Source organism: Micromonospora sp. NPDC005367 (genome assembly GCF_040606825.1).
GTDB lineage: Bacteria > Actinomycetota > Actinomycetes > Mycobacteriales > Micromonosporaceae > Micromonospora.
On the sequence record NZ_JBEXFP010000014.1, the window covers coordinates 90,109 to 114,665 of the forward strand.

Below are 24,557 nucleotides of genomic sequence, written 5' to 3' on the forward strand. Positions count from 1 at the left end.
TCGTACTCCTCGGGCAGGATGCACCACGTGTGTGCCGACCGCGATGACCGACCGAGCGGAGTTGCCCGATGAGCGATGACGGGTTCGACGCCCCGGTCGAGGGGGTCGGCCGGGTGCTCGGCACCGCCGACGCCACCCCGCTGCAGTTCTGGACGGCCGTCTCCCCCGGCAGCTACCTCCAGCTCGACGACGTAGTGGTGACCCGGCGCGAGCTGCCCGACCGTGAGCCGGTCACCATCGCCGGCGTGGTCACCCAGGTACGGGCCCGCCACGAGGGCGCGCAGTTCGACTCCGACGTCTTCGCCATCGCCGACGGCACTCTCCCCGCCCAGGTGCAGGAGGCCGCCGAGGTGACCACCACCCGGGTCGATCCGGAGTTCTACGTGCCACCGACCCCGGGCGCGGTGGTGCACCGGGCCGAGGGCGACGCCCGGGCCCGCGCGTTGCACTTCGACCGGATGGAACGCCGCATCCCGATGGGGATGGGCCGCGACGGCGTGCCGGTCTACCTCAACGCCGACTTCCTCGACGGCACCCGCGGCGCACACGTCTCGATCTCCGGCATCTCCGGTGTGGCCACCAAGACCAGCTTCGCCACCTTCCTGCTCTACTCGGTCTTCCGTTCCGGCGTGCTGGGCGGTGACGCGGTCAACGCCAAGGCGCTCATCTTCAACGTCAAGGGCGAGGACCTGCTCTTCCTCGACCACCCCAACGCCCGGCTGGACGACGACACCCGGGCGGCCTACGCGCGGCTCGGCCTCGACGCCGGCCCCTTCCCCGACGTCCGCGTGTACGCCCCGCCCCGGGTCGGCGACTCCTCCGGCACGCCCGACGTGAGCAGCCGGCTCACCGGGGTCGACAGCTTCTACTGGACGCTCAGCGAGTTCTGCGCCGACCGGCTCCTGCCGTACGTCTTCGCCGACGCCGACGACGAACGCCAGCAGTACACGATGGTGGTCCACTCGGTCACCGCGCACCTGGCCCGCTACGCCCAGCCCGCCGACGGCGGGGTGAGCATCGACGGGGTTCGCCTCAGCGGCTACGCCGACCTGGTCGACCACATCGTCGAGCAACTCAACGACGACGAGACCCGCTCGGAGTGGGCCGGCAGCGCCGTCGGCCTGGGCACCGTCAACGCCTTCGCCCGCCGCCTCATCGGCAGCAAGAAGGACCTCGGCCGGATGATCCGGGGCGACCTCGCCACGCGCCGCCCGCACAGCATCAACACCGCGGAGAGCGCCCAGGTCACCGTCGTCGACCTGCACAACCTGCCCGACCGGGCGCAGCGGTTCGTGGTCGGCGTGACGCTGCGCAGCGAGTTCGAGCGCAAGGAGAAGGCCGGCACCGCCAAGCCGCTGCTCTTCGTGGTGCTCGACGAGCTCAACAAGTACGCCCCCCGCGAGGGCTCGTCGCCGATCAAGGAGGTGCTGCTCGACATCGCCGAGCGGGGCCGGTCGCTCGGCGTGGTCCTGGTCGGCGCCCAGCAGACGGCGAGCGAGGTGGAACGGCGGATCGTCACCAACTCGGCGATCCGGGTGGTCGGCCGGCTCGACCCGGCCGAGGCGTCCCGCCCCGAGTACGGCTTCCTGCCCCCGGCCCAGCGGCAGCGCGCGCTGCTCGCCAAACCCGGGACCATGTTCGTCAACCAGCCGGACATCCCGGTGCCGCTCTGCCTGGACTTCCCGTTCCCGGCCTGGGCGACCCGGGTCAGCGAAGCGGGCCGGGCGCCGTCGCAGACTCTGCGCTCGATCACCCAGAGCGCGGATCCGTTCGCGGTGGTGGGCTCGGCCGGCGGCACCGACGACGACATCCCGTTCTAGGGGGCCTGGTGAAGATCCTGCACACCTCGGACTGGCACGTCGGCAAGGTCCTCAAGGGGCGGTCGCGGGCCGAGGAGCACAAGTCGGTGCTCGCCGGCGTGATCGACATCGCCCGTGCGGAGCAGCCCGACCTCGTCATCGTCGCCGGCGACCTCTACGACACGGCCGCACCGACGCCGGAGGCCACCCGCCTGGTGACCCGGGCGCTGACCGCGCTGCGGCGTACCGGCGCGGACGTGGTCGCCATCGGCGGCAACCACGACAACGGCGCCGCGCTCGACGCGCTGCGTCCGTGGGCCGAGGCGGCCGGCATCACGCTGCGCGGCAGCGTCCGGGAGAACCCCGACGAGCACGTCATCGACGGCACCACCGCCGGCGGGGAACGCTGGCGGCTGGCCGCGTTGCCGTTCCTCTCGCAGCGGTACGCGGTCCGCGCCGTCGAGATGTACGAACTCACCGCGGCCGAGGCCAACCAGACGTACGCCGACCACCTGCGCCGGGTGTTGGGCCGGCTCACCGAGAGCTTCACCGAGCCGGACCGGGTCCACCTGGTCACCGCGCACCTGACGGTCACCGGGGCCGCCGCCGGCGGTGGCGAGCGGGACGCCCACACCGTGCTCGGCTACGCGGTCCCCGCGACGGTCTTCCCGGCGACCGCGCACTACGTCGCGCTGGGGCACCTGCACCGCGCCCAGCGGATCGACGGTCCGTGCCCGGTCCGCTACTGCGGCAGCCCCCTCGCCGTGGACTTCGGCGAGCAGGAGAACGTCCCCTCCGTGACGATCGTCGAGGTCACCGCCGACACGGCCGCCCGCGTGCGGGAGGTCCCCGTGACGGCGGCGGCGGCGCTGCGCACCGTGCGGGGCACCCTCGCCCAGCTCGCCGAGCTGGAGCAGCCGGACGCCTGGCTGCGGGTGTACGTACGCGAGCAGCCCCGGGCCGGGCTGCGCGAGGAGGTGCAGGAGCTGCTGCCGCGGGCGCTGGAGATCCGCATCGACCCCGAGCTGGTGCCCGCGCCGGGCAGTGGCGCCCGGATCGCCCAACGTTCCGGCCGCTCCCCCCGGGAGCTGTTCGGCGACTACCTGAGCAGCCGCGGGCACGCCGACGACGGCGTGCAGGAACTCTTCGACGAACTGATCGAGGAGGTCGACCGCTGATGCGACCGATCCGGCTGGACATGGCGGGCTTCACCGTCTTCCGGGACGAGACCACCATCGACTTCACCGACGCGGACTTCTTCGCGCTCGTCGGCCCGACCGGCTCCGGCAAGTCGACGGTGCTGGACGCGATCTGTTTCGCCCTCTACGGCACCGTGCCGCGCTGGGGTGGCACGCGTGGCCTGGCCAACGCGCTCGCCCCGTCGACGGCCGAGGCCCGGGTACGCCTGGTGTTCGAGTCCGCCGGGGCCCGTTACGTGGCCACCCGCGTGGTGCGGCGGGACAGCCGGGGCAACGTGAAGACCGCGAACGCCGGGTTGCAGCTGATGCCACCCGGGTTCGACGTGACGAAGCTGGACACCGGGCTGGCCCCGGAGGACCTGGGCGAGGTGGTGGCCGGCACGCCGGCCGAGATGGACGAGGCGGTGCTGGAAGCGGTCGGGCTGCCGTACGAGCAGTTCACCAGCTGCGTGGTGCTGCCGCAGGGGCAGTTCGCCGACTTCCTGCACGCCAGGCCGGCCACCCGCCAGCAGATCCTGGTCAACCTGCTCGACCTGGGCGTCTACGAGGCGGTGCAGAAACGCGCCACCGCCCGGGCCGCGCAGGCCGAGGCGAAGCTGGAGGCGGTCGACCAGCTGCTGACCGGGCTCACCGACGTGGACGACGACACGCTCGACCAGGCCACCGCCCAGGTCGACCGGATGCGCAAGCTGGCCGAGGCGGTGGCCGTGGCCGTACCCGAGCTGGAGGCGGCACGGGCCTCGGCGCGGGGGGCGACCGCGGCGCTCGACGCGCTAGACGGCGAGCTGGCCGTGCTCGGCGCGGTCCGGGCGCCGGAGGGGGTGGCCGAGGTGGCCCGCGCGGTGACGGCCGCGCGCGCCGACGCCGAGGCGGCCGTCGACGCCGTGTCGCTCGCCGAGGAGCGCGAGGAGAAGCTCCGCGGGGAGCTGGCCGCCGCCGGTGACGAGAGCGCGCTGCGGGTGCGACTGACCGCGTACGCGGAGCGGGAGAAGCTGACCGGGCAGGCCGAGACGGTACGCGCGGCACTGGCCGCGGCCGACGCCGAGCATGACGCGGCCGTGCGGGCGCTGGCCGAGGCGCGGGCGGCCGCGGACCGGGCGGAGCAGGAGCTGGCTGCGGCGTTCCTGGCCCACGAGGAGGCGAAGGCCACCGACCAGGCGATGGCGTTGCGGGCGCACCTGGTCGACGGGGCGCCCTGCCCGGTCTGCGAGCAGGTGGTCGCCGGTGTGCCGACGGTGCCCGCCGGTTCGGCGGTGGCCCACGCGGTGGAGGCCGGCAGGGCGGCGCGGGTGGCGAGCGAGGCCGCGAAGCGGGTCGTGCAGGAGCGCGACGCGGCGGCACGCGAGCTGGATCGGGCGCTGGTACAGGCTCGGGCCGGGCAGGAGCACCTGGACGCGCGGCTCGCCGAACTGGACGGGCAGCTCGCCGGGGCGGCCGGCGTTGAGGCGCTGCGGGAGCAGCTGGCCGAGCACGCCCGGCTCCGGCGGGCGCTGGACGAGGCGGGCGCCGCGGTTCGGGCCGGGCGGGAGGCGGCTCGCCGGGCGCGTGGCGCGGTGGACTCCGCCGAGGAGCGGCTACGGGCGGCCTGGCGAGGTTTCGACGGCACGCGGGACGGGTTGGCACGCTTCGGCCCTCCGGCCGCCGACCGGGACGACGTGGCCGGGGCGTGGGCGGTGCTGACCGAGTGGGCCGGCGCGGAGGCCCGGCGGCGTGCGGCCGAGCGGGCGGGGCTCGCGGCGGCGGTCACCGAGGCGGAGGCGGCGGCGACCGCGGTGACGGAGCGGATCGCCGGTGTCCTCGCCGACGGCGGCCTGCCCGCCGCCGAAGATCCGGTTCGGGTCGCCGCGGTCGCCGTCGAGCGGGCCGAGGCGGACCGGCGCCGGTTGCTGGAGCGCCGCGAGCAGGCCGCCGAGCTGCGCGGGCAGCGGGCCGGACACGAGCGGCAGGCTCAGGTGGCGCGGGCCCTCGCGGGGCACCTGCGGGCCAACAACTTCGAGCGGTGGCTGCTGGCCGAGGCGCTGGACCTGCTGGTCGACGGCGCGTCGCGGATCCTGCGGGAGCTCTCCGGCGGCCAGTACGACCTGGTCCACGACAAGGGTGAGTTCTTCGTCGTCGACCACTACGACGCCGGGCTGCGCCGGGGCGTACGCACCCTCTCCGGCGGCGAGACGTTCCAGGCGTCCCTGGCGCTTGCGCTGGCGCTCTCCGAGCAGCTCGCCGGCCTCTCCAGCACCGCCGCGAGCCTGGAGTCGATCGTGCTGGACGAGGGCTTCGGCACTCTCGACGCGGCGACCCTCGACACGGTCGCCGCCACGTTGGAGAACCTGGCCGCCAAGGGTGACCGGATGGTCGGGGTGGTCACCCACGTGCCGGGGCTGGCCGAGCGGATACCGGTGCGGTTCGAGGTCCGCAAGGACGCCCGCTCCGCCCGGGTGGAACGGACCGGCCGGTGACGTCGCCCGGCGGCCGGTTCTACGTCGACACGTGGGACCCGTCGTACGGCGCTTCCTTCGAGGCTTCGGCGACCGGTCCGGCCGCACCGAGCAGTGCCCAGGTCGAGACGGACGCGGAGCTGCCGGCGGTGGACTGGCGGGCGATCGACGTACGCCCCGGGGTGCGCGCGCCCGACGTGGTGCTGCTCGTCGACGGGGTACGCCGAATCGATGCCAGCCTCTGGACGGCCGAGGCCGACGGTGGTTCCTTTCCGGGTGTGGCGGCGTCGTACGCGGCCGGTGTGGTCCGGTGCGACCTGGAGCGGGGTGCGGCGCAGCTGGCCGGTACCCGGGTCGGCCGGGGATTGTTCACGGCGAGCCCGTCGGCGGAGGACGTGGTGGCCGGCTCGATCCGGTACCCGGTCCACCGGGTCAGCGGCACCGGGGAGCTGGCCAAGCTGCCGGCGGCCGTGCAGGCGCCGCTGACCGCGCTCGAGGTGGCGGTCTCCGACGCGGCCCGCAGCGACGGGGATCTTCTGGTGGTCGACGGGCCGCTGCGCAGCCGCCGTAACCTGCCGCGCACCCTCGGCTACATCAAGACGCAGCACAGCCAGTACCTCGACGCCCGGCTGACCGCGGTGGTGACCGGCCTGGCCGCCGGGCAGCGCTCGCCGGTGTTCCGCGTCGGTACCGCGTGGGGCGGCTGGTCCTGGTATCTGCGACTGCCGGTCATGGCCGGCGCCCCGTGGGCGGGCATCGTCCGGGTGGAGTGCTCACCCGATCTCGAGATCTCCGAGGCGATCGAGCTGGCCGACCGCTCCCTGGTCACGCTCCCCCGGTTCGCCTCGACCCCGTACAAGGATCCGCGGGCACCGCAGAACCTGATCCCGATCGCGGGGCTGGAGCGTCGGCTGCGCGCGCTGCTCGGCGACTCCCGGTTGCTGCATCGGGCGCTCACCGCCGCGGCTCGCGCCGGCGCCACCCGCCGCTGACCGCGGGCCGGGCGGGTCACAGCACCGTGTCCCGGCAGGACCCGACTCGACGTCGCGGCCCGGGGCCACGCGGCCGACAGCCGGCAATACCGTCACCAGCCGTAATCGACCCCCTGCCGCCAGACGCTGCTACGGACCGTAATCGACGGCGCGACAACATCACCTGCTCGAATGGCCGCCGATCAAGTATCACCCCCACCAGCTGCGGTTAATCCGATCGACCGCGCGGGACAGCGAACCCGCTACCCCGCCCTTTGCTCTGCACCCCCATGCGCGCCAGCTACACCTAGTAACCGGCGCGTATGAGGGTGCAGAGCAAAGGGGACACGAAGGGGGCGGCGGCCGAGCGGGACCGTCACTCTCCGCGCAGCCAGCGAGGAAGCGTCGCACCGAAGCCGCGACCGGCGAACGCGGCCGGCGTTAGGACGTCGCCGTCCCGGCCGGTGGTGGCCCGGCGATGATCGAGGGTACGAGGGCGGCAGGGATACTGGTGTCGTGGGGCGGAAACGGGCCGACGGCCGGGTGATCGAGCAGGTGGAGACCGGCCGGGCGGAGCTGGTCCCGGACCGGGACCGCGCGGGCTCGTGGACCCTGCTGCTGGACGGGGCCCCGCAGTCACACGTCGACCTGACCGACCCCACCCACCTGGAGTTCGAGTACGTCCGTCGCCTGGCCACCGCGATCGACCTGGTGGCACCCGCCGGTGCTCCGCTGCGGGTGCTCCACCTCGGCGGTGGGGCGCTCAGCCTGCCCCGGTACGTGTCCGCGACCCGTCCGGGTTCGACGCAGCGGGTGGCCGAGGTGGACGGGCCTCTGGTGGAGCTGGTCCGCCGGGTGCTTCCCCTACCACCTGATCCCCGGCTGCGGGTGCGGGTGGCCGACGCGCGGGAGGTGCTCGCCGGCAGCCGGGACGGCAGCTACGACGTGATCGTCGCCGACGTCTTCGCGGGTGCCCGCACTCCGGCGCACCTGACGTCGGTCGAGTACGCCGCCGAGGTCGCCCGGGTGCTGCCGCCGGGCGGCTGGTACCTGGCCAACCTGGCCGACGGTCCGCCGCTGCGGCACGCCCGCCGGCAGGTCGCCACGGTCCGCTCGGTGCTCCCGCGGGCCGTCCTGATCGGCGACGCCGCGGTGCTGCGGGGCCGCCGGTACGGCAACCTGGTGCTGGTGGCCGGGCGCACCGAGCCACCGGTGCCGGAGCTGACCCGCCGGGCCGCCGGCGACTGGTTCCCGGGGCGCGTCGTCGCCGGTGACGACCTCGACCGGTTCGCCGGCGGGGCGGCCGTCGTCCACGACGCGGACGCCACCGACTCCACCCCGCCACCACCGGGCCTCTTCTCCACCGGCAGCTGACCAGCGGCGTCGGCGCCTGCGTGACCACGGCAGGAAGAACCTCAGCTGCCTGCCCGAGGGGACGCCGAAGGCGCTTCTGCCGCCCTCGGACAGTGCCGGTTCCGACTACGGAGACTCCGGCTACTCGTACTGACCCACGCTCACGGTGGCCGGTCGCAGCCGGAGCGGGCGAGGCCGGCCACCGGCACGTCAGGGGACGCCGGACACACCGCCCGGCCCGTACGGCCGGGTCGGCCCGCGCTCGTGGCACAGTGGCGGGATGACCGGGACCGAGCCGAACGCCCGCCGGGTGCTGCGCCCACCGGCGGAGTACCGGCTCGCAGCTTCGGTACGCCCGCTGACGTTCACCCCGAACGACCCGTGCGCCCGGATCGTCGACGGCGCCCTCTGGTGGGCCACCCGCACACCGGCCGGTCCGGCCACGCTCACCCTGCGTCCCGAGCCCGGTGAGCTGGTGGCCGAGGGGTACGGGCCGGGCGCCGAGTGGGTGGTGGAGCGGGCGGACGCGATCGCCGGTCTCCGCGACGACCTGACCGGTTTCGCCGAACTCGCGGTGGCCCATCCGCTGGTGAACCGGCTCGCTCGGGAGCACCGGGGAATGCGGATGCCGGCCACCGGGCTGGTCTTCCCCCGGGTGCTCCGGGCGGTGTACTCGCAGAAGGTCACCGGCAAGGAGGCGTACCGCGCCTACTCCGCGACGGTCCGCCACTTCCGCGAGCCCGCGCCCGGCCCGATGCCGCTGCTGCTGCCGCCGGAGCCGGCCGCGATCGCCGCCGCCCCGTACTGGGTCTTCCACCCGTTCGGTGTCGAGCAGCGCCGGGCCGAAACGCTGCGCCGCGCCGCCGCCGTCGCCGAGCGGTTGGAACGGTCCGTGGACGCCGTCGAGGCGACCCGCCGCTTGACCGCCGTGGCCGGGATCGGTCCGTGGACCGCGGCCGAGGTGGTCCGGGTGGCGTACGGCGACCCGGACGCAGTCAGCGTCGGCGACTACCACGTGCCGAACACGGTCGCGTGGGCCCTCGCCGGCGAGCCCCGGGCCGACGACGCCCGGATGCTCGCCCTGCTGGAGCCGTTCCGTGGCCACCGGGGCCGGGTGTGCGTACTTCTCGAGGCGGTCGGCATCCATGCTCCGAAGTACGGGCCGAGGATGCCGATCCGCTCGTTCGCCCGCTTCTGACCCAGCGGTCGGCGGTGGCCGAAATGCCAGATCCAGGTGCCCGCCCCTGCACGGGCGGGCACCTGGATCGTCGTCGAAACTCAGTCGACCAGGGCGGGATGCTCCTCGGCCGGGCGCAACTGGTCCTCGACGGTCGGCGGTTCCTGCGGCTGCGAATCGTCCTCGACGACGCGGAACTCCTGCAGCTGCTCCGTCGGCACCACCGGCACCGCTCCGCTGGCCGGCAGGGCGGGAACGGGCTCGTTGAGGAACACACGGCGAACGACCCGCTCGGATGCATGCCCGTCGTCCAGGTAACAGAAGCGCTCTCGGAATACCTTCCGGGCGACGGTCGCCTGCTCGCCGAAGACGGCTCCGGACCGGAACAGCTCGACGAGTTCCTCCTCGGTCCGCGCGGCGGCGCCCGGCCCCTCTGCGAACACGTCCAGGTAGGCACCCCGGTTGGCGCGGTAGGTCTCCCAGTCCGCGGCGAAAATCACGAGGGGGCGGTCCAGCACTGCGTAGTCGAACATGACGGAGGAGTAGTCAGTGATCAGGACGTCCGCCGCCAGATAGATGTCCTCGACCCGCGGGTGGTCGCAGACGTCGATGACCCGGGGGTGGTCACCGGCGACGATGGTGCGGTCGAAATGGTGCACCCGGACCAGAAGGACCGTCTCGGGCGACAGCTGGTCGGCGAACCGCCCGACGTTCAGCAGCGCGTCGCTGCCGAACTCGTAGTCGCGGTACGTCGGTAGGTACGCGACGGCGAGCTGCCCCGGCTTCAGCCCGAGCCGCTCACGCGCCTCGGCCACGTCTTGCTCGGTGGCGTTGGCGAGCACGTCGTTGCGCGGGTAGCCGACCTCCAGGGTCTCGTAGCCGCACGGGTAGGCCCGCTCCCAGATCTCCGTGGTGTACGCATTCGGGCTGATGCTGTACGTCCAGCGGTCGCAGCGCTTCAGCAGCCAGCTCATGTTCATGCCGCGGATGCCGGCAGGGAACTTCAACTGGTCCACACCCATCGCCTTGACGGGGGTGCCGTGATTCGTCGACAGGTGCACCGCGCCGGGCCGCTTGCGGACCCAGCCGGGGTAGTTCACGTTGCTCACCAGGTACTTCGCCCGGGCGAGGGCCCGGTAGTGCGGGAGCGTGCCGATGGTCACCGTCTCGACGCCGGGGGGAACGGATCGCTCCTGCCCGCGCTTGACCTCCCACACGCCGCGGACGCCGGGCGCCAGTTCGGTCATCTTCTCGTACACCGCGCGCGGGTTGCATCCGTAGCCCTTGCCCCAGTACATGGAGAAGACCGCCAGGTTTTCGTCCATCGGCCTGCGCACGTGGTAACGGTAGTAGCGCATCCGGAGCCGGCTACGCAGCCGCACCTTCCGCTTCACCCGCGTCACCTTGGTCTCGATCTTGCGGCGCAGGCCGAACAGGACCCGCATCACCAGCCAGACCGCGAAGGCGCCGCGGGCGACGAGCAAGTGCTTCACCCGTTCCCGGCCGTCCGGCTTCGAATACCCCTCCGGCGGCACGTGCCGGGCGAACGCCTTCGCCAGCCCGTGGAAGAACGCCCGCTGTTGGGACGTTGCGACGCGGTCCGGGTTCTCCAGGACGAGCAGGCACTGGTACATCATGCGCTCGAAGACCAAGCGCCGGAACGGGGCGGCGCGCTCTCCGATGCCGTCGAGCACCGAGAACAGCCGGTCGTACTGGTCGAAGACCTCGAAGTGCCGGTAGCCCGGGGTCGAGGTGATCGCGCCCTGCCGGCGCTGGCGGTAGTAGATGCACACCCGTTCGAGAACGGTGATCCGGTCCGCCAGGATAAGCACGGGATAGCCGACCGGCACGTCCTCGTACAGCCCGCCAGGGAAGGAGATCTCGTTGCGCACGAGGAAGTCACGCCGGAAGATTTTGTTCCAGGCCACGTGGAACAGCTTGATCATGTTCGGGTACTCAGCCAGCGTGAACACGCGCGGCAGCGCCTCGTCCCGGACCAGGTTGGAAAGCTTGCTGCGCCGGCTCTTGTTGTTCCACCAGACCTTGGCGTAGTCCACCACCAGCACGTCTGGGTCCACCGAGCGGAGGCGGTCCGCCACCGCGGCCAGCGCGCCCGGGGCGATCCAGTCGTCGCTGTCGACGAACCAGACGTACTCGCCGGTCACGTGCCGCATCCCGACGTTCCTGGCCTCGCCCAGGCCGACATTCTCGGCCAGGTGCACGACGCGCAGCCGGCTGTCCCGCGCCGCGTACTCGTCGAGTATCGCTCCGCAGTGGTCAGGGGAGCAGTCGTTGACGGCGATCACTTCGACGTCCCTGAAGGGTTGCTGCAAGATCGAGTCGAGGCACTCCCGGAGGTAGGCCTGGACCCGGTAGACGGGGAGAACGATGCTCAGCAGCGGCACCTGATCACACCTTTTTCTCAAGCGGGATACGTCGACGGAGGTCCACGGGGTTGTCGCCGGACCGTCGCCGGCGTGGAAACGACGCCGCATGGGCGCGGTCAACGCCCGCCAACTCGCCGATCGCCCTCTCACCGCATCCCCGTGTACCACTGGCCAGTGCGCATCAGGCGCACCTCGACACCCGGCTCCAACGGGCGACCCCGCGTGAGCGGGGTCGATGTCGGATGCGGGCCGAATCGTTGTCGCCCACACCGGACAGCGGCCGCGGTGACGCTAGCAGTCTGGCCGATAAAGGTCATCCGCCGAGTCACCGCGACCTGACGTGACTGCGGGGGCTTTGATGATATTTAGCTGAACTACGCAAAAATTTTTTAGCCGTTCGGCCGAGCTGCGGGTGCCAATTCGGCCGAGTGCCGCGATGTGCGCCGAGCCAGGCGGCCGCGCGCTGCGGACTCGGGGCATCGGGATCGAATCCGGGCGTCACGCACCGGCCTCGGTCACCCCCGGACTGACCATGAACGGCTCCTCGCCCCGCGCCGGCTCGCCGCTCGTCGTTGACGGCCCAGCGCGCTGGCCGCAGCCTCGGCTGCCCAGCCGGGCAATGGCGCCCACTGCCGCCGCCACCGCCGGGACGCCGGCGCGGCCGAGCACCGGCCCCGCGCGGGCCGGTGCGTTCAGGCGGCCTCGCGGAGGTCGGCGAGGGTGAGGGGGGTACGCCGGCGCAGCAGTTCCTCCAACTCGCTGATCGAGCCGACCTCACCGAGCACATTCTTGCCACCGCCGAACTGGCGCGGGTAGCGGTGCACCAGCCGGTAGCGGTAGCGGCCCCGGATCAGCTCGACGCTGACCCGGTACCGCTCGCAGCAGGCGCAACTCCACTCCGGCACCCCGCGAAAGTAGCTCTGACCTGCGGTTTTGTGATTCGCCCGCGGTGTGACGAGGGGGACGGCGGCGGACACCACGCGCACCGCCCGGCGGTGATGTGCCTCACGGTTGTCGGTGCCGTCTGGTTGACTGGTCGCCGTGGAGCTGCCCATCAACCCGCCGGTCGAGCCGATGCTCGCCAAGAGCGTCCCGCGGATCCCCACCGCGCCCGGGATGACGTACGAGCCGAAGTGGGACGGCTTCCGGTGCATCATCTTCCGCGACGGCGACGAGGTGGAGTTGTCCAGCCGGGGCGGCAAGTCGATGACCCGCTACTTCCCGGAGGTCGTCGAGCAGGCGCGACGGCAGCTGCCGGCGCGCTGCGCCGTCGACGGCGAGCTCATCGTGATCCGCCGGGACGGCCCGGGCGGGCAGCCGCGGCTCGACTTCGAACTGCTGGGCCAGCGCATCCATCCGGCCGCGTCCCGGGTGAAGCTGCTCGCCGAGAGCACCCCGGCCGACTTCGTCGCGTTCGACCTGCTGGCGATCGACGACGAGGCACTGCTCGACCAGCCCTACCCGCGGCGTCGGGCCCGGCTGGAGGCGGCGCTGGCCGGCGTACGCCCGCCGGTGCACGTCACCCAGGTCACCACCGACCCGGACACGGCACACCGCTGGTTCGACGTCTTCGAGGGCGCCGGGCTGGACGGGCTGATCGTCAAGCCGGCCGACCTGCCGTACCAGCCAGGCAAGCGACTGATGCTCAAGGTCAAGCACGCGCGCACCGCCGACGTGGTGGTGGCCGGCTTCCGCTGGCACAAGTCCGGCCCGGTGGTGGGCTCACTGCTGCTCGGCCTCTACGACGACGGCGTGCTGCACCACGTCGGGGTCAGCGCGTCCTTCAGCATGGCCCGCCGCAAGGAGCTGCTCGACGAGTTGGCGCCCTACCGGGACACCGGCGGCGAGCACCCGTGGGTGCACGGCGACCACGAGCGCGGGCAGCGCATCCCCGGCGGGGTGAGCCGGTGGACCGGCACCAAGAACCTCGAGTGGGAGCCGCTCCGGCCGGAGCTGGTGCTCGAAGTCGGCTACGACGCGATGGAGGGCGACCGGTTCCGGCACACCGCCCAGTTCGTCCGTTGGCGGCCCGACCGCGATCCCCGGTCCTGCCGATACGACCAGCTCGACCGCCCGGTGCGGTTCGACGTCGACCAGGTGCTCCGCGGCGACCCGGCGGCCACTGCCACGCCGGCCGCCTCCGGCCCGGCGTAGCCTGGCCGCGAGACGATCACGGAGGGCCGACTCGTGTACCGCACCACCGACCGGCTCCGCCGGGTCCGCTTGGTTCTCGCCGGGCTCGCCGCCGTCGTGCTGCTCACCGCCGGCTGCACGTTGCCGACGTTCGCGCCGCGCGTCGAGTCCGCGGGGGAGCCCTCCGGTGCGGTCGCCGCGCCGGGCGCCGCGCCGACCTGGCGGGCCTGTCCGGAGGTCGCCGATCAGCTCGTCGGGCGCGGCGCGCCCGACATGCGCTACGAGTGCGCGCGGATCGCGGTGCCGCGCAACTGGGGCACCGGCGGCGGCGCCACCGCGGGTCCGGGCACCGGCGAGACGTTCGAAATCGCCCTGCTGCGGGCCCGCTCGACCAAACAGCGCGACCGGATCGGCTCGCTGGTGATCAACCCGGGCGGCCCGGGCGGGTCCGGGGTGGACACCGCCGTCTTCCTGTCCTTCGGACCGGCGTTCGGCGGGCTGCCCTCGGCGGTGACCGAGCGTTTCGACATCGTCGGTTTCGACCCGCGTGGGGTTCAGCGCTCCAGCCCGGTCGAGTGCATCTCCGACGGCGACCTCGATGCGAGCTTCGGCTACGACCCCGACCCGCGCGCCCAGGAGTCGTTCGACGGCTTCGTGGCGCTGAACCAGAAGGTCGGTCAGGGCTGCGGCGCGAAGTACGGCGACCAGTTGCCGCTCTACGGCACCGAGCAGGCGGCCCGTGACATGGACGCGGTGCGGGCCGCGGTCGGCGACGACAAGCTCACCTACCTCGGCTACTCGTACGGCACTCTGCTCGGCGCCACGTACGCCCAGCTCTATCCGCAACGGGTGCGGGCGCTGGTGCTCGACGGGGCGATCGACCCGCGGCAGGGGCCGGTGGCCGGCTCGGAGAGCCAGGCGAAGGGCTTCGAGCGGGCCTTCACGAACTTCACCAAATGGTGCGCGGCGAACGCCGGGCGCTGCCCGATCGCCCCGGACGCCCGGGCGGCCGTGACCTCCGCGATCGACAAGGCGCGGGTCTCCCCGGTGCGCGGCGCCGACGGGCGGGAGGCGACCGCGGGCTGGGTATTCTACGCGGTCATCTCCTCCCTCTACACCGAGCAGGGCTGGCAGGAGCTGGCCCGCGCCATCGAACGGCTCGAGGGCGGTGACCCGAAGGACGTGTTCCGCCTCGCCGACTCGTACGCCGGCCGCGACAGCGACGGTCACTACTCGAACCTGTTCGACGCCAACCTGGCGGTCAACTGCGCCGACGAGGACGAGAAGCCGAGCGTGACGCAGATCCGCCAGTTGCAGTCGCAGTGGCGGGAGAAGTATCCGCTGTTCGGGCCGGCGCTGGCGGTGGGCCTGCTCGGCTGCGCCGAGTGGCCGGGCGGGCGGGACCCGTACCCGACCGGTGCGGCCGACGGCGCGCCGCCGATCGTGGTGGTGGGCACCACGGGCGACCCCGCCACCCCCTACGAGCAGACCGGTGCGCTCGCCTCGATGCTCGGGGTCGGCCGGGTGCTGACCTGGGAGGGTGAGGGGCACACGGCGTACCCGCAGACCTCCTGCATCACCGACGCGGTGGACGCCTACCTGATCGACCTGACGGTGCCCCGCGAAGGGCTGCGCTGCCCGGCCCGCTGACCCGTCGGTGGGGCGGGCGCCCCCCGGGAGCGCCATGATCGTTGTGCGAGGCTTACCGCATGGCTGACGTGATCTTCCGGGAGGCGGCGCAGGCCGACCTGCCCGCCGTGCTCGCCCTGCTCTCCGATGACGTGCTCGGCAAGGCGCGCGACTTCGTCGAGGTCGACGCCGCATACGAGAAGGCGTTCGCCGACATCACCGCCGACCAGCGGAACCAGTTCATCGTCGCGGACGCCGACGGCGAACTGGTCGGCTGCTTCCAGGTCACCTACATTCCGGGCCTCAGCCGGCACGGCGCCGAGCGGGCACTGATCGAGGCGGTACGGGTTCGTTCCGACCAGCGCGGTCAGGGGCTGGGCCGGCGGATGATGACCTGGGCGATCGACCAGGCTCGGCAGCGTGGCTGCGCCCTGGTGCAGCTCACCACCGACAAGTCCCGCCACGACGCGCACCGCTTCTACCTGAACCTCGGGTTCGTCGCGAGCCACGAGGGCATGAAGCTGGCCCTCTGAGCGCCCGCACGGCCATCGTGCGGGCGAGGCGGGTGGCCCGCACGCGGCGCGGTTGTGGTGCCCGGACCAGCCGGAACACCACAGCCACGCCGTCGACCACGTACGTGACGATCAGCCGTCGACCAGCCGGCCGTCGCGGATGGTCAGGGCCCGGTCGGCCAGCTCGATCAGGTTGAGGTCGTGGGTGGCGACCAGGATGGTGGTGCCGCGCGCCTGCACCACCGCCCCGAGCAGATCCATGATCGATCGGCCGGTCTCCGAGTCGAGCTGACCGGTCGGCTCGTCGGCGATCAGCAGATCGGGGTCGTTGGCGAGCGCGCGGGCCACCGCGACCCGCTGCTGCTGCCCGCCGGAGAGCTCGTACGGCCGCTGCGCCGCGTGCCCACCGAGCCCGACCAGTTCGAGCAGCATGGCGACCCGCTCCTCCCGCTCGGCGGCCGGCACCTTCGCCAGCCGCAGCGGCACGCCGACGTTCTCGGCGGCGGAGAGGATCGGCACCAGACCGAACGTCTGGAAGATGAAACCGATAGTGCCGCGCCGCAGCCGGAGCAGTTCCTTCTCCCCTGCGGCCGTCACGTCGTGCCCGGCCACCACAACCCGGCCGCTGTCCGGCCGGTCCAGGCCACCGATCATGTTGAGCAGGGTGGTCTTGCCGGCCCCGGAGCGGCCGCGGACAGCGAGCAGCTCGCCCCGCACCGCGGTGAACGACACGTCGCGGACCGCGTGCACGGCGTGCTCGCCACGACCGAAGGTCCGGCTGACCCCCTCGACCCGCACCACCTCTTCGACGGACCGCGTGGCGGTCGTGCCGAGCAGACCACTCGCCACCGTGCCGTCCCGGCCGTCCGCCGAGCCGGCGACCCGACCGGCCGTCCCGTCCCACCCGTTCATGCCTCTGCCTTTCCTTCGCCACGGGACTGCTCGCCCGGCCGCACCTCCACGTGGTCCGGCTCCAGGTTGAGCCGGACCCGGTCCCGCAACTCCAGCGCCTCCACGAACGCGGCCGGCAGCTGCATCCGGCCGGTCCGGTCGAGCACCGCGTACTCCTCGCTGACCAACTCGGTGCTGCCGTCCGCGCCGACACGGGCGGTCCGGCGTACCTCCGAGGCGGTCCGGCCGTCGCGGATCGCGACGGTCCGCCGGACCTGGCTGGCGACCGCCTGGTCGTGGGTGACCACGACGACGGTGACGCCCAGCTCGGCGTTGATGGTGCGCAGCGCCGCGAAGACATCCGCGCCGGTGGCCTCGTCCAGCTCGCCGGTCGGCTCGTCGGCGAAGAGCACCTCCGGGTCGTTGGCCACCGCCACGGCCACCGCGCAGCGCTGCTGCTCGCCGCCGCTGAGCTGGCCGGGCCGCCGATCCGCGCAGTAGCCGACGCCAACCATCTCCAGCAGCTGCCGGGCCCGCTCACGTCGCGCCCGGCCACCACGCCGGCCGGCCAACTGCATCGGCAGCTCCACGTTCTCCAACGCGGTCAGGTACGGCATCAGGTTGCGTCCGGTCTGCTGCCAGACGAAGCCGACCGTCTTGCGCCGGTAGCTCAGCCGCCGCTTCACGGAGAGGTTGAGCAGGTCGTATCCGGCCACCCTGGCGATACCGGCGGTCGGGGTGTCCAGACCGGAGAGGATGTTGAGCAGGGTGGACTTCCCGGAGCCGGAGGCGCCTACGATCGCCACCAGTTCACCCCGGTCGATGACCAGGTCGAGCCCCTGGAGGGCGACCACCTCCACACCTTCGGTCTTGAAGATGCGGACCAGTCCGTCGCAGACGATGTGTCCGCGCAGCCGGTCACGGCCGCCGGCCCGCTCGGCCGCGCGCTGCGCGGCCCGCTTCTGAAGGTCGGCCAGGTCCGGCACGACCGGTGTCGCCGCGGTAGCGGTCATCTCAGCTCTCCTCTCCGAGCCGGAGCACCTCACCGAGGCGCAGCCGGCGGTTGTTCAGGGCTTCTATGGCGACCGCGAAGCCCAGGGCGAGCGCCCCGAGCGCGACGACCGCGAGCACCAGGCCCGGTTCGAACGCCACCTGGACGGGCATGCCGCTGGTGAAGGCGGACAGGCCGAGCAGTGGCGTGAGCAGCAGCGGCAGCAGCGCACCCACGAAGGCGCCGGTGAGCACCGCGACGCCGACCAGCGGCGCCAGCTCGACCAGGAGCAGGCCCCGCCACTGCCGGCGGGACAGGCCGAGCGTACGCAGCCGGGACAGCACCTGCCCGCGGGCGCGGGCGCCGGCCAGCACGGTGAACGCGATGGCGAGCAGCCCCAGCACCGTCCCGCCGGCCGCTCCGGCGGCGAAGCCGAACGCCAGCAGGCCGTTGGCTCCGCTCTCGCCGACGCGTTGACGGCTCGCCGCCCAGGTCTGCACCTCCGCGCCGCGCGGACGCTCGCCGCCGGACACGACGCCTCCCCTCTGGTAGCGCTGCTGGCCCTCGTCGCCGGTGCGGCGCAGCGCCTCGGCGTCCAGGCCGTCGCCGGCCACCACGAAACCGGTCGGCACCGCGACCGTGGGCCGGTCCGGCAACGCCTGCAGCGGCAGCACGACGAACCGTTCGGTTCCCGGCGTCACCAGCGGGAAGCTCTCCGCCGTGTCGGCCACCCGGAACTCGTACCGCTGGCCCTGCAGGGACAGGAACGCCGACCCTTCCAGGCCGGCCCGGCTGAGGTCGATCGCGACGGCCGGTGAGACCAGTGCGGGCAGGGGCCCGTCGCCCGTCCCGGCGAGCATCGCCGCAGGTATGGACAGCTCCCGTCCGGCCGCCCCGCCGACCCGGGCCAGGGCCGGAGCGTCGACCGCCAGCACACTCACCTGGTTGATTCCGGCGTCGAGGCCGGCCTTGGTGCGCGCCGGGCGCTGCCCTGGCTCGGTGGCCAGCGCCGCCACCGCCCGTACGCCGCTCAGGCCGCTCAGGGCGTCCGCCGTGTCGGGGGCCAGCCGGTCCCCGGTGACCAGGGCGTCGCCGGGAATCCGCTCGCTCGCGGCCCGGTCCCGGCTGGCTTCGATCCCCGAGGAGACGACCGCGCAGAAGCCGGCGGTGGCGATCGCCAGCACCACCACCACCAGCGGTGCGGACACCACGGAGCGGCCGGCGCGGGCGGTGCCGAGGAAGGCGACGCTGCCCCGGGCGCGCGCCGCGAGCCGGCTGACCAGTTGCAGCGGCCACGGGTACGCGCGCAGCGCCAGCACCGCCACCGCCACCGCGAGCAGGACCGGCACCGCCACCAGCAGCGGGTCCACCTCGCCCAGGGTCAGGCCCCGGCGGCGCAGCAGCACCACCGCGAGCCCGGCCAGGACCAGCAGCGACGACTCCAGCGTGAGCTGCCGCGCGGACGGGCGCAGCCGCACCAGGTCGCGGCGACCCGCGCCGCCCGCCGTGACGATGGCGGCGACGGGCAGGGCCAGGGCGATCAACACGGTCGCCACCACGACGTACGGGACAGTGGGGTCGGGGGCGCCCGGCACCAGCGTCCCCAGCAGCCAACCGATGGCCGCGGCCGGGACGGTCACCAACAGCGATTCGGCGAGGGTCCGCCGGGCCACCGTGGTCGATCCACCGCCACGCGCGCGCAGCAGGGCGAACTCGTCACGGCGACGGCGCGCGGCCAGTCCGGCGGCGAGCAGCACCAGACCGGCCAGCGTGGCGAGCACGCCGGCGGCGATCACCGCGAGCAGCGTACGGGCCGAGGCGAGCGCGTCCCGGAACTCGCGCAGTGGCACGTCCACCCCCTGCACGACCTGCAGACCGGTCGGCGCGGTCTGCTCCAGGCGCTGCAGCTCGTCGATCGTGAGGTCCAGCCGTCCGGCGTCGAGCGCGTCGCCGTTGACCCGGTACCGCCAGCTGTGCGTCAGCCACACCCGGTCGGCCGCCTGGTAGTCCAACGCGCTGATGGTGGTCAGCCCGACGGCGATGAACGGCGCGCCGTCGGCGAGCGGCTCGGCGGCCCGGAGCAGCTGCGGCAGGGTGTCCCAGACCCCGTCGGACTGATCGTTCGGGGTGAAGATCCCCACCACGACCACCGATACGGCGGGAACTTCGCTGTCGTCCGGCAGGGCGAGCCGCAGCTTGCTGCCGACGCGCAGGTCCAGCTTCCGGGCGGTGTACGCGCTGAGCGCGATCTGCGTCGGCTCGTCGCGCGCCACGTCGTCCGCCGGCCAGTGCCCGTCGACGATCGTGGCCGCCTCCGGCACCGCGGGCATGGCTCGCAGGCCGAGCTCGACCAGGAGGTTGTTCCGCTTCAGGTCCGGTCCGGTCAACCGGCCGACCGGGCTGTCGGCGACGTACCAACGCTCCGACACCGCAGGCCGGACCTGGTCCGGCATCGTCTCCCGGATGACGTCCAGTCTGTTCTGCCCGGCGCTCGCGTTGGACGGGACGGAGCTTCCCGCGTCCGGCCCAATCGTGTACGTGATGTCGCGCCGGGCCGGCAACTGCTGGGCCATGTGCTCCCGCAGCCCCTGCTCGGCGAGCCGGTTCGTGATCCGGGGCACGCCGCTGATCAACAACGTGATCACCAATGTCAGGACTCCGAGGAGCAGGAACTGCCCCCCGTACGCTCGGATGCGGCGGACGACCGCGCCGATGCTCACCGTTCTCCCCCGATCCGCAGCTGTGCCGCAGACACCCGCCGCCGGATGCCGACGGCGATGAAGGTGCTGGCGGCGAGCGCCGCCAGCAGCAGGCCGACCGCGGTCAGGCCGATCGGCAGCCACGGCAGCGTGAAGACCGTCTCGGGCACCGGCCGGCCGGCGGCCGGCGTGAGGATGACCAGGGGCGCCATGGTGGCGCCGACCGCCGCGCCGAGCAGCAGCCCCACCCCGACGCCGATACCGGCCAGGAAGGTCTGTTCGGCGAGCAACGCCCGGGCCAGCAGCCGGGGGGTCGCGCCGAGCGTGTTCAGCACCGTGTACTCGGACAGCCGGCGTCGGGCGGTGGCCCAGACGTCGACCAGGAGACCGACCAGGGCGAGCAGCACGGAGCCCAACGCCGCGGCGAGCAGGCCGACGTGGGCGCCCCGCCAGTATGGGTCCTGCTCCGCCGCCTCCGCCACCTGCCGGCGGTCGAGGACGGTGACCCCGGACAGCCCGGCGGCGGCCTGGGCCGTGGCGGCCTCCTCGCCGGCGGTCGAGCCGACCCACCATTCCACCGTCGGCCGGACCGTTCCGCTGTTGCGGATCAGCCAGTCGACCGCCGCCGGGAGATCCAGCAGCACCCCGTCACCGGTTGTGCCGGGGAGCGCGTCGACCTCGTCGACGAGCTTGACCGGCAGCGTGGCGCCGGACAGCGGCAGGTCCACCGTGTCGCCGATGTGCAAACTCAACTCCTCCCGGACCCGCGGGGTCATGAGGGCCGGTACCGGCGTGTTCTCGCCGTCGGGCACCACGGCGAACCGCGATGCCGGCTGGAACGCGAACTGCCCACCCGGGAGGGTGATCGCCGACCGGTCGGCGGCGATGCTGGTACCCGTCGCGTCGACCCGTTGCGGCAGATCGCTCTCCGGGACGCGGAGCACCCAGGGGCCGGTGAGGCTGGTCGGCTGCGCCGATCCGTCCGCACCGACCAGCCGCAGGTCGGACATCCGCAGCCGGTAGATGCTCCCCGCCGTGTCGCCGCCGTCGGCCTCGAAGCCGGCCAGTCGCAGCGGCACGCCGACGTCAGGCAGTTCGACGTCGAACCGTACGGCGTGGCCGTCACTGGTGCCGGTCGCCGCCGGCAGCCGCCAGGCGTCTCCGTTCGGGCTGGTCACCAGCATCGAAACGGCGATCCGGAGGGGTCGCTCCGCTCGATCGACGGGGGTGCTGACGACGCCGGTGATCTTCTTGGTGCCGGCCGGCAGGTCGAGCCCGGCGGCGGTGCCCCGGGCGTCGACCATGCGCTGGTAGAGCCGCGACACCGGTTCGTCGGCCAACCGATCGTTGAACCGCACCGTGCCGGCCGCGGCGGCCGTGTCGAGGCTGAGCACGGTGACCGGGAGGTTGGCCCGCCCGATCCGCACCTCGTCCCGCCAGGCCGGCAGGGCCTTCTCGACGCCGGGCAGCGCCGCGAGCTGACCGGCCCGGTCGGCCGGGGCGACCCCGTTGCGCTCGGTCAGGCGCAGGTCGGCACCGACCGTGTGGTCGGCCTGGTCGACCTGGGAACGTTCGCCGGTGGCCACCAGCGACCAGGCGAGCGTGCTGCCGCCGACGGCGAGCGCGAGCAGCAGCACCGGGCCGGCGTGCGGGCGTCGACCGGCCTGCCACATGCCGAACATGGTCGCGGTCCACGGCCGCCGGTCCACGAACCGCTCGGCGAACCGGGTGGCTGGCGGCAGCAGCCGCAGCGCCACGACCGCCCCGGCGAGCACGCCCAGCGTCGGCGCCGCGACCAGTAGCGGGTCGATGCCGAGCTGGCCGCCGGCCCCGGCCAGCGGTGAGGCGTACTGGTGCAGCTGCACCCAGGCGAGCACGGCGAGGGCGACCAGCACCAGGTCGACGCTGGCGCGTTGGACGGCGGCGCCCCGCTTCGGCCGGGAACGGGCGGCCATGTCGGCCACGTACGTGCCGGCGTCGCGCAGCGTGGGAGCGACCATCGCCACCAGACAACCCACGGCGGCGGCTGCGGCGGCCGCCCAGAGCAGGCCGCTGGTGACGGAGGCGGCGCTCGCCTCCGAGCCGACCGGCCGCAGGTGACGCAACGCCTCCCCGGCGGCCAGCGGGCCGAGCAGGGCGGCCGGGGCGACCACCAGGGTCGCCTCCCGGGCGGCAAGTCCGGCGAGCTGCCGGCGGGCCGCACCGCGGGCACGTAGCAGGGCGTTCTGCGCCCGGCGATCCTCGTGCAGCAGCGCGGCGACCAGCACCAACGCGTACCCGCCGAGCACCACGATGAGCAGCAGCGGAGTGGTGAGCGCGGATCGGCCCACCAGGTCGGCCCGGCTGATCCGGTCCAGCAGTTGGTCGATCCGGGTCACGGTCTGCGCGGACGCGCCGAGGTCCGCCGCTGCCGGCAGGTCGGCCGTGACGTCGGCGACGGCCTGCCGGACCGTGGACAACCGGGACGGCTCGACGGTGGTGAGATCCGGCTCCACCGTCCAGGAGGCGGAGACGGAGCCCGGGAAGGTCGCCTCGAAGTCCTTGGCGTCGAGCACGAAGGGGCCGTAGGACGTGCCCGAGGTGGCGGCCGCGTCGTCGCTGGCGGCAGCGGTGCCGACACCGGGCGCGAGTCGCCAGTACGGGTCTCCCGGATCGTGCGGACGCCAGGTGCCGACGAGGACCACCGCCTCGTTCCGCTCCGTCCGGCGGTCCCGCAACGGCACCCGCTCGCCCGGTTCGAGCCCGAGCGCGGCGGCGACCTTCTCCGGCAGCGTCACCTGCGTGGGCCGCGCACCCGGCACCGGCCACGCGCCGGCGACCAGGTCGGCGTGCCCGGCCAGGTTCTCCAGCGTCGACAGGTTGGCGAAGACCGGGTCGCCGTCGGGCCGGACCGCCGGGCCGAGGTCGCCGGTCAACTCCCGGCCGGTGCCGTAGCGGGCGGCGGTCACCGTGACCTGCGCATCCCCGAGACCGTGCGCGAACTCGTCGCGGACCTTCCGGTCCCGGGTCGCGAACTCGTCGGCGTCGGCCCCGCCCGACCCGCTGACCAGCAGGCTCCGCTCTTCCGCCGACGCGGCCGCAACCAGCGCACGCTTCCCCGCGTCCACCGCTCGGCGGTTGTACTCGGAAAGACCGGTCACGAGCGCCACCGCGACCAGCGCCGCGATCAGCGCGGCCGCCAGCAGCCCCCGCGCCTCGCGGGCCCGCCTCCACATCAACTTCATCCGATGCCCTCCCCTGGCCCCTGGGCCGAATCGACCAGGAAGAGCTGTCACGGCACGGAAAAGGTTCCGCCCGTTACATGATCGTTACCCTTGACGCTCGCCCGCGGTCACCGGGGGCGGTCGCGGTCGCGTGAGGGCTGCACCCTTTTGGGCTCGCCCGGCATCTTCGGGTGGTCCGGCGGGTAGGGCAGATCACCCTGGCCCGCCGCGGCGTCGCGGTCGGCCCACTCGAGCAGCGGGGTGATGTCCCACGGGTCGTCGTCGACACCGGCGTGCGGGTCGCCCTGCTCGGCCAGCCGGGCCGGAACGGTGGCCAGGTCGAAGTCGTCCGGGTCGACGTCGGGCAGTTCGTCCCAGGTGACCGGCGTGGAGACGGTGGCCCGGGCGTTGGCCCGCAGCGAGTACGCGCAGGCGATGGTGCGGTCGCGGGCCATCTGGTTGTAGTCGACGAAGACCCGGCTGCCACGCTCCTCTTTCCACCAGGAGGTGGTGACCAGCTCGGGGCGGCGCCGCTCGAGCTCCCGGCCGAGCGCGATGGTGGCCCGGCGCACCTGCACGAACGTCCAGCGGGGCTGGATACGCAGGTAGACGTGTACACCCCGGCCACCGGAGGTCTTCGGCCAGCCGGCGACGCCCAACTCGTCGAGGACGGCGCGCAACTCACCGGCGGCCTGGGCGGCAGCGGCGAAGTCGGTGCCCGGCTGCGGGTCGAGATCGATGCGCAGTTCGTCCGGGTGGTCGGCGGTGGCGGCCCGTACCGGCCACGGATGGAACACCACGGTGCCCATCTGCGCGGCCCACGCCACGTGCGCGAGGTCGACCGGGCAGAGTTCCGCGGCCGTACGCCCGCTCGGGAAAGTGATCTCGGCGGTCTCCACCCACGGTGGCACGCCCCGGGTCGGTATCCGCTTCTGGAAGAACATCTCCCCCTCGACGCCCTCGGGGAAGCGCTGCAACGTCGTGGGGCGGTCGCGCAGGGCGCGCAGGATGCCGTCGCCCACGGACAGGTAGTAGTTGAAGACGTCAGCCTTGGTGAAGCCCCGTTGCGGGAAGATCACCCGGTCGGGACTGGTCAGCCGTACCGTGTGACCGGCGACCTCGACCTCGGTGACGGCTGCCTTCGTGGTGCCACCCATCAAGCGACCATATGCGAAGCCTCC

The 24,557-nt window shown here is 73.3% G+C and carries 16 protein-coding genes; 9 read left to right on the forward strand and 7 right to left on the reverse strand.

Features of this window, described 5'->3' with window-relative positions; translation table 11 throughout:
• Positions 1 to 68: 68 nt before the first annotated feature.
• From ABZS42_RS12880 to ABZS42_RS12905, 6 genes are all read left to right on the forward strand, one after another.
• Complete coding sequence (locus tag ABZS42_RS12880) at positions 69 to 1,820, forward strand: ATP-binding protein (RefSeq protein ID WP_355144667.1); 1,752 nt, start codon at positions 69 to 71, stop codon at positions 1,818 to 1,820.
• 8 nt (positions 1,821 to 1,828) lie between these two features.
• A complete protein-coding gene (locus ABZS42_RS12885) occupies positions 1,829 to 2,977 on the forward strand; it encodes an exonuclease SbcCD subunit D (RefSeq protein ID WP_355144669.1) in 1,149 nt (382 codons plus the stop codon).
• Positions 2,977 to 5,451, forward strand: coding sequence for an SMC family ATPase (locus ABZS42_RS12890; RefSeq protein WP_355144671.1), 2,475 nt, complete (start codon positions 2,977 to 2,979; stop codon positions 5,449 to 5,451). Before ABZS42_RS12885 ends, ABZS42_RS12890 begins: the two co-directional genes overlap by 1 nt.
• The gene (locus tag ABZS42_RS12895) at positions 5,448 to 6,422 is read left to right on the forward strand and encodes a hypothetical protein (protein WP_355144672.1); all 975 of its coding nucleotides are present in this window, start codon (positions 5,448 to 5,450) and stop codon (positions 6,420 to 6,422) included. The genes ABZS42_RS12890 and ABZS42_RS12895 overlap by 4 nt, the downstream gene beginning before the upstream one ends.
• A 495-nt stretch (positions 6,423 to 6,917) precedes the next feature.
• Positions 6,918 to 7,775 carry a fused MFS/spermidine synthase gene (locus tag ABZS42_RS12900; protein ID WP_355144674.1) on the forward strand — a complete coding sequence of 286 codons (858 nt, stop codon included), beginning with the start codon at positions 6,918 to 6,920 and terminating at the stop codon, positions 7,773 to 7,775.
• A 259-nt stretch (positions 7,776 to 8,034) separates the two neighbouring features.
• A complete protein-coding gene (locus tag ABZS42_RS12905; protein ID WP_355144676.1) occupies positions 8,035 to 8,952 on the forward strand; it encodes a DNA-3-methyladenine glycosylase 2 family protein in 918 nt (305 codons plus the stop codon).
• Between the two features lie 80 nt (positions 8,953 to 9,032).
• Here the strand turns inward: ABZS42_RS12905 and ABZS42_RS12910 are convergent, their stop codons facing one another.
• Positions 9,033 to 11,336 (reverse strand): bifunctional glycosyltransferase family 2 protein/CDP-glycerol:glycerophosphate glycerophosphotransferase, encoded by a 2,304-nt coding sequence (locus ABZS42_RS12910; RefSeq protein ID WP_355144678.1) that lies wholly within the window; start codon positions 11,334 to 11,336, stop codon positions 9,033 to 9,035.
• A gap of 674 nt (positions 11,337 to 12,010) precedes the next feature.
• Positions 12,011 to 12,223, reverse strand: coding sequence for a hypothetical protein (locus ABZS42_RS12915; RefSeq protein ID WP_355144680.1), 213 nt, complete (start codon positions 12,221 to 12,223; stop codon positions 12,011 to 12,013).
• 136 nt (positions 12,224 to 12,359) lie between these two features.
• Between ABZS42_RS12915 and ABZS42_RS12920 the strand changes: the two genes are divergently transcribed.
• The 3 genes from ABZS42_RS12920 to ABZS42_RS12930 all read left to right on the forward strand — a co-directional run bounded on the left by ABZS42_RS12920 (position 12,360) and on the right by ABZS42_RS12930 (position 15,613).
• Positions 12,360 to 13,472, forward strand: a complete 1,113-nt coding sequence (locus ABZS42_RS12920; protein WP_355144682.1) for an ATP-dependent DNA ligase — start codon at positions 12,360 to 12,362, stop codon at positions 13,470 to 13,472.
• Positions 13,473 to 13,541: 69 nt separating this feature from the next.
• Positions 13,542 to 15,101 carry an alpha/beta hydrolase gene (locus tag ABZS42_RS12925; RefSeq protein ID WP_355144753.1) on the forward strand — a complete coding sequence of 520 codons (1,560 nt, stop codon included), beginning with the start codon at positions 13,542 to 13,544 and terminating at the stop codon, positions 15,099 to 15,101.
• A 59-nt stretch (positions 15,102 to 15,160) separates the two neighbouring features.
• Positions 15,161 to 15,613, forward strand: coding sequence for a GNAT family N-acetyltransferase (locus ABZS42_RS12930; RefSeq protein ID WP_355144684.1), 453 nt, complete (start codon positions 15,161 to 15,163; stop codon positions 15,611 to 15,613).
• Positions 15,614 to 15,724: 111 nt separating this feature from the next.
• Here ABZS42_RS12930 and ABZS42_RS12935 read toward each other — a convergent pair whose 3' ends face one another.
• The 5 genes from ABZS42_RS12935 to ligD form a co-directional block, all read right to left on the reverse strand.
• Positions 15,725 to 16,504, reverse strand: coding sequence for an ABC transporter ATP-binding protein (locus ABZS42_RS12935; RefSeq protein ID WP_355144686.1), 780 nt, complete (start codon positions 16,502 to 16,504; stop codon positions 15,725 to 15,727).
• Entirely contained in the window at positions 16,501 to 17,496 is a 996-nt protein-coding gene (locus tag ABZS42_RS12940) for an ABC transporter ATP-binding protein (protein ID WP_355144688.1), read from the reverse strand. Before ABZS42_RS12940 ends, ABZS42_RS12935 begins: the two co-directional genes overlap by 4 nt.
• 1 nt (position 17,497) lies before the next feature.
• Positions 17,498 to 20,194, reverse strand: a complete 2,697-nt coding sequence (locus tag ABZS42_RS12945) for an FtsX-like permease family protein (protein ID WP_355144690.1) — start codon at positions 20,192 to 20,194, stop codon at positions 17,498 to 17,500.
• Positions 20,191 to 23,397 carry an FtsX-like permease family protein gene (locus tag ABZS42_RS12950; protein WP_355144692.1) on the reverse strand — a complete coding sequence of 1,069 codons (3,207 nt, stop codon included), beginning with the start codon at positions 23,395 to 23,397 and terminating at the stop codon, positions 20,191 to 20,193. Before ABZS42_RS12950 ends, ABZS42_RS12945 begins: the two co-directional genes overlap by 4 nt.
• Positions 23,398 to 23,504: 107 nt before the next feature.
• Positions 23,505 to 24,533, reverse strand: coding sequence for a non-homologous end-joining DNA ligase (ligD, locus tag ABZS42_RS12955; RefSeq protein WP_355144693.1), 1,029 nt, complete (start codon positions 24,531 to 24,533; stop codon positions 23,505 to 23,507).
• Positions 24,534 to 24,557 lie beyond the last annotated feature (24 nt).